Here is a 4,406-nt window from a genome sequence, read left to right as displayed (position 1 = left end):
GTACGGGTGATTGCTGGTGCGGGTGGCAGTACTAATACCATTGCCGGCACCGCCGTGAGTGGTTTGGATTTATGTGTTTATCACCAAGTCGCCTCACTGGTGTTAAACCCAACCACGGGTGTGCCTAATCCTGCCCCAGACTTAGCCACCACAGGAGCTAAAGGCGTGGTTTATAACCCTGGTACGGGTAAAGTGTTAAGTTTTACTCAAACCCCATTTACGCCTTGATCTGCAGGGTTAATCCCATGGGCTAATCGGCTGGATTAGTACGATGATGTTAAGTTGGCTACTAGTTTTTCTTTAGGTTGGTTGTTAAGTGAGTTGTTAGGTTGGTTTTTACGTTTTTTACACGTAATTTAATTAATTAGTTCTTAAAAAAGGTCGTTAAATATGAAAAAACAACAAGGTTTTACCTTAATCGAATTAGTCGTCGTGATCATTATCTTAGGTATTCTTGCTGTCACCGCAGCGCCTAAGTTTATTAACCTGCAAGGCGATGCGCGCGCGTCTGCATTACAAGGTCTAAAAGGCGCCATTCAAGGTGCAAATAGCTTGGTTTACTCAAAAGCAGCATTACTCGGACAGGAAAAAGGTGATGCAAGCGTAAAAATTGATGATACTAGCACGGTAGCGATTTTAAATGGGTATATGAAAGCAACAAAAGCTTCACTAGAAGCTGGCATGGACATTACTTTTGACGATGCTTCTTCTCAGACTGCTGTTAAAGCAGATTGGATTATAGATTCAACAACTGGCACAACTGGCACACCAGGCACTGCTAAGATTTATCAACATGGCGCTCCTGCAGACTGTTATTTTACTTATACAGAAGCAGTGGTTGCAGATGCCTCAGCAACTTCAGCTAAACTGCCTACATACGTGATTACGGATACTGGTTGTTAATTTGAATTTTTGGAAAAGGCCTGCCTAGCAGGCCTTTTTTTTAGGCTAAGAATCGATTGATTTGTTGGTTCTCATCAATTGAATTGCCGCATTATTTATCTTGCTTAAGCGAAATCATTGCCTTACGAATCAAGTTGGCAGAAACTGAACCTAGCACCTTATCTCAACCATGGCTTATTTTTGATGGCGAAACAGGCTGGCTTTACCTTAGTCGAACTGGTGACCACCATTATCCTGCTGGGGATTTTGGCGGTGACGGTATTGCCGCGCTTATTTAGCCCGTCATCCTACAGCGCCTTTAGCCTACGCAATGAATTTATGGCCGAGCTGCGCCAAGTTCAGCAAAAAGCGTTAAATAATACCGACAGGTGCTACCGTGTGGCGGTGTCGGCGACGGGTTATCAAGTGAGCCAGTTTGCCAGTCGTGATAGTGTAGGCTGTACGGGCGTCGCATTGGCACCCAATCCGTTATCGACCCAAGCGTTTAAAGGTGGTGCGCAGTTAGTGCTCACGAGCAATAACGCCACTCATTTCAATCTTGATTTTGATATGCATGGCCGAGTGTTGCTTGGCTGTCATGGCCCCTGCATTAAGGTGGTTGCCAATGATACTGTGGTGATTAATATCGCCAGCGAGGGCTATATTTATGCCAATTAACCCTCGGCTGCGCTTGAAAACCGCATTCATCACCGCCTCCAACAACGTGCCTCCCCACGCCAAAGCACAGCAGGGCTTTACCTTAATCGAGCTCGTGGTCGGCATGTTGGTGATCGCCATTGCGATGGTGATGCTCAGCAGTATGCTATTTCCCCAAGCGGATCGCGCCGCCAAGACCTTGCATCGCGTGAAAAGTGCCGAACTTGCCCATTCGGTGATGAATGAAATTTGGGGCAAACGTTATGACCAAAATACCAATGCCAATGGTGGCGTGCCTGCCTGTGGCAGCCCATTAGGCAGCCCTTGTTCGGCCACTTTGGGGCCTGAGGCGGGAGAAGGCCGTAACGACTTTAACGATGTCGACGATTACCACGGTTTAAACCAGAACGCCGCGATGCTCAATTCCAGCCAAACTTATGCAGAGGTGTATCCTCATTATCAATTAAGTGTGACTGTTACCTTTGGCGCTGTGCCCAATACCAAGTTAGTGACCATTAATGTGACTACGCCCGATGGCGAAGTAATTACTTACAATATGGTGAGGAGTAATTACTAATGGGCTCTTTTTCCGTTAAGCGTAAGCATCTATACGCACAGGGTTTTACCTTAGTCGAAATGGTCACAGTGATCCTGATCTTAGGCATTCTGGTGGTCGGGGTGAGTAGCTTTATTATTTTCGGCACACGGATGTTTGTGGAGTCCAGTACGGTCGACCAAGTGTTAAGTCAGAGTCGTTTTGCCCTTGAGCGTATGACCCGCGAGCTGCGCAGCGCGCTGCCTAACAGTGTGCGATTGAATGGCGATAATCTTACCTATCAATGTATTGAATTTGTGCCTACCGAGGCGAGCACCAGCTATTTAGCGATGCCGATAGCGCCGAGCGCCGCGGCCTTAAGCGGGACTGTGATGGTAGATAACCTGAGCAGTAAGCTTGCGGTTAACCAATATGCATGGATTTATCCCCTAACCGAGCGTGATGTGTATGACGCTGCGGCGCAAAAACGCGCGCAGATTAACAGCATGAGCACTCTAGCGAATCAAATGACCTTAACCTTTACGGCTAACGTGAGATTTGCCGACGCCTCCCCGCGGCAACGGATTTATTTTGCTTCTGCCCCCGTCAGTTATTGCGTTGAAAAGGCGCCAGCGGCTAATGAATTAACGCTAACGCGTTATACTGGCTATGGTTTGGTCGCCAGCCAGCCAGCCCCAAAAGATATGGGCTCTGGCGTGTTGATGGCACAAGGCATCGCAAATGCCTTAACCAGTAGTGCTGATTTACCGTTTATCCTCACGCCATCGAGCCTAGTCAATAATGCGATGGTGCAGCTACAGCCCCGATTTAATGTCAATGGCGAGACATTGCAGTATCGACATCAAGTGCAGGTGATCAATGTCCCTTAACGTATTTAGCCTATCGCGCTCAGCAGGTTATCGGTACTCGGCCCGTCGCCAAGGTGGCAGCGCCTTAGTCATCGGCATTTTTGTGATTACCGTGATGTTTCTGCTGGCCGCGGCATTAATCAATATTGTTGAGGATGCCGATAGCGGGTTAACCCAAGAAGTGTGGGGGACTCGGGCGTTAGCCGCGGCAAACAGTGGCGCGGATGCCGCATTAGCGCAATTATTCCCGCTGGCGGCGCCAGCCAATGTCGTCCCAACCTGCGCAAGTGTTGCAAACAATTGGACACCGCCGGATGTGGTGGGTTTTCATGCTTGCAGTGTGGCATTAAGTTGCACGGCGTATTCCGCGGGGGCGATAACCCAGTTTCATATTCATAGCACTGCGGTATGCGAAAGTGGTGATACTCGTGTTAGTCGTCAAGTGGAGGTTGTCGCCCGTGGTTAGTATTGATATGGCAAGCCGTTGTCGCGTTAAGATATGGCTCGTTTTCACTCTGCTGATTTCCATTTATTCAGCAAACAGTACAGCAGTACCTGCCTGCGATACCATTTTTACTAACCCACCATCAGGTAACATTACTCCCGGTCTAGTGTTGCCACCGGGTATTTTAACCTCTCCTACTTTAGGTAATCTCATTTGTAATAATGTGAGTTGTAATGGGGGGAGCAACCAGTTTGCGCCGGGGGATTTTGACTATAATGTAGGTGACTTTGAAAGTGGTGCGGTAATCACTACAACAGGCCGAACCACTCGGTTATATTTTAAAAGCCTGAGTTTGACCAATGTTAAATTGAACTTAAACGGCAAACCTGAAAATTTAGTCATTTATGTTGCAGGCACTCTAACAATTGCAGGGCAAAATGCACTAAATGCGGTTATTTATGTCGCAAAGGATGTCAATATTGCAGGGCAAGCTAGCATTAGTGGTGCTGTAGCGGCGGGTGGTGCGTTGGACGTATCGGGTAATGGGCAAGTTAACTTTGACCCAAATGCGGTTGATAATGCTGATTTTAATGGCATGTGTAGTAATAGTAGCTTGCAATGTTTTACTGATGATTTTTCTCAAGGAGCATTAAGTAACGATTGGGTTGTATCGCGTAGTAGTGGTAATTTTAGCCCTTCTATTGTCGCAGGGCGGATGCGTTTGACCGAGGCAAAAGGTAATCAATCTACTGCGTCAACTTTTCAAAGGTTATTTCCTGCAGCCAATAATTTAGTTGAGATCCAATTTGACCATTATGCCTATGGCGGCAATGGTGCCGACGGTATCGCCTTGGTGTTGTCCGATGCTAGCATTACGCCGCAGCCCGGTGCCTTTGGCGGTCCCTTAGGTTATGGCTTTAAGCCAAGTATAAGTGGATTTGCTGGCGGCTGGCTTGGTGTTGGAATAGATGAGTTCGGTAACTTTTCTGGGGAGGGCTGTAGCGATAATAAAGGTCAG

Annotated in this window: 5 protein-coding genes and 2 pseudogenes; all 7 read left to right on the top strand. The window is 47.5% G+C overall.

Annotated elements, in window-relative coordinates:
• A pseudogene (locus tag ACRCZA_RS06330) lies at window positions 1-228 on the top strand (MSHA biogenesis protein MshB); the annotation flags it as partial.
• A gap of 162 nt (window positions 229-390) precedes the next feature.
• Entirely contained in the window at window positions 391-903 is a 513-nt protein-coding gene (locus tag ACRCZA_RS06325; RefSeq protein WP_438673612.1) for a type II secretion system protein, read from the top strand.
• A 183-nt stretch (window positions 904-1,086) separates the two neighbouring features.
• Entirely contained in the window at window positions 1,087-1,560 is a 474-nt protein-coding gene (locus tag ACRCZA_RS06320) for a type II secretion system protein (RefSeq protein ID WP_438673611.1), read from the top strand.
• Entirely contained in the window at window positions 1,550-2,116 is a 567-nt protein-coding gene (locus ACRCZA_RS06315; RefSeq protein WP_438673610.1) for a type IV pilus modification PilV family protein, read from the top strand. Before ACRCZA_RS06320 ends, ACRCZA_RS06315 begins: the two co-directional genes overlap by 11 nt.
• Window positions 2,116-2,964, top strand: a complete 849-nt coding sequence (locus tag ACRCZA_RS06310; RefSeq protein WP_438673609.1) for a PilW family protein — start codon at window positions 2,116-2,118, stop codon at window positions 2,962-2,964. The genes ACRCZA_RS06315 and ACRCZA_RS06310 overlap by 1 nt, the downstream gene beginning before the upstream one ends.
• Window positions 2,954-3,409: an MSHA biogenesis protein MshP gene (locus ACRCZA_RS06305; RefSeq protein WP_438673608.1), complete on the top strand. Its 456-nt coding sequence runs from the start codon at window positions 2,954-2,956 to the stop codon at window positions 3,407-3,409. Before ACRCZA_RS06310 ends, ACRCZA_RS06305 begins: the two co-directional genes overlap by 11 nt.
• Window positions 3,402-4,406: pseudogene (locus ACRCZA_RS06300) on the top strand (hypothetical protein); the annotation flags it as partial. The gene ACRCZA_RS06305 and the pseudogene ACRCZA_RS06300, both read left to right, overlap by 8 nt.

This window comes from Shewanella sp. (assembly GCF_051658185.1).
GTDB lineage: Bacteria > Pseudomonadota > Gammaproteobacteria > Enterobacterales > Shewanellaceae > Shewanella.
The sequence above is the reverse complement of the archived record's forward strand: the minus strand, read 5'-3'. Positions and strand labels throughout refer to the sequence as shown.